2 protein-coding genes are annotated in these 1,472 nt (G+C 68.8%); both read left to right on the forward strand.

Annotated features, from left to right (window positions below; genetic code table 11):
* Positions 1–484: FHA domain-containing protein (locus AC5RUJ_RS16220; protein WP_494156240.1), on the forward strand; the 484-nt coding region annotated here is incomplete at its 5' end.
* On the forward strand, positions 481–1,472 hold a 992-nt coding region (locus tag AC5RUJ_RS16225; RefSeq protein WP_494156241.1), incomplete at its 3' end, for a serine/threonine-protein kinase. The genes AC5RUJ_RS16220 and AC5RUJ_RS16225, both read left to right, overlap by 4 nt.

A 1,472-nucleotide genomic window follows, 5' to 3' on the forward strand; every position in this document is an offset into this window, starting at 1 on the left:
GGCGCCGTCGCCGGCCCCGAGCACCGCCCCCATGGTGCTGGCCCGGATGTGCGGGCTCGGCCACGCCAATCCACCGACCAGTTCGGCGTGTTCCGGATGCGGCGGGCCGTTGGACGGCGAAGCCCGGGAGGTGCAGCGGCCGTCGCTGGGGCACCTGCGGTTGTCCACCGGCGAAGTGGTGGAACTGGACAGGCCCGTGATCGTTGGACGGCAGCCTTCTGCGAACCGGGTGCAGGGCAGGGTGATGCCTCGGCTGGTGCCGGTGCACAGCGCCAGCGGGGACATTTCGCGCTCGCACGTGGAAGTCCGGTTGGAAGGGTGGCACGTCATCCTTGCCGACTTAAAGTCGACCAACGGGGCCTTGCTCCTGCGGGGCCAGCAGGCGCCCCGGCGTCTGGGCCACGGCGAGGCGGTCATGCTGCTGGACGGCGACATCGCGGACCTGGGCGACGGCATCTCCCTGCGCTTTGAGGACCTGCCGTGAGCGTGAAGCGCCCGCCCGCACCGCCGCCCGCCATCGACGGGTACCGCTACGTCAGGCTGCTTGGCTCCGGCGGTTTCTCCGACGTCTATTTGTACGAACAGGATCGGCCCAGGCGCCGGGTTGCGGTCAAGGTACTGCTGTCCGGGCTGAAGACCGAGGACGCCCGACGCCGCTTCGAATCCGAAGCAAACCTCATGGCGCAACTGTCCACGCATCCGTTCATCGTCACGATCTACGAGGCCAATCTCACCGCCGACGGACATTCCTACCTGGCGATGGAATATTGTTCACGTCCCAGCCTGGACGTCCGGTACCGCAACGGTCCGCTGGGGGTGGACGAAGTGCTGGCCCTCGGCATCCAGGTGGCCTCGGCCGTGGAAACCGCGCACCGGGCGGGTATCGCACACCGCGACATCAAACCCGCCAACATCCTGGTCACCGATTACAACCGGCCGGCCCTGACCGACTTCGGCATTTCCTCAAGCACCGACGGCGGAGATGGCGACACCGGCATGTCCATACCGTGGTCGCCGCCGGAAGCCTTCCGGGGCAATGCCGGCAACGGCACCCGCAGCGACATCTGGTCCCTGGGCGCCACGATCTACACGCTGCTGGCCGGCCGGTCCCCGTTCATCCAGCCCGGCGGAAACAACTCCCAGCGGGACCTGATGGACCGGATTGCCCATGCGCCGCTGCCGCCGCTGCGCCGTGCCGACGTGCCCGCATCATTGCAACTGGCCCTGGCGACGGCGATGGCCAAGTCGCCGGGGTCGCGGTTCACCTCCGCCTATGCCTTCGCGCTGTCCCTGCAGCGGGTCCAGGCGGAATTGAACCTCTCGGTGACGCCGTTCGAGGTGCTGGAGGAAGCACGGCCGGCTGAAGCGGACGGCGGCGACGACGGCGAGGCGACGCGCGTCCGCGGGATTGTCTCCATCGACCCGGCCGCCGGCACGGTACCGACGGCGCCGGGTTTCGCCTTTCCCGAACG

Source organism: Arthrobacter sp. Y3223164 (assembly GCF_059091005.1).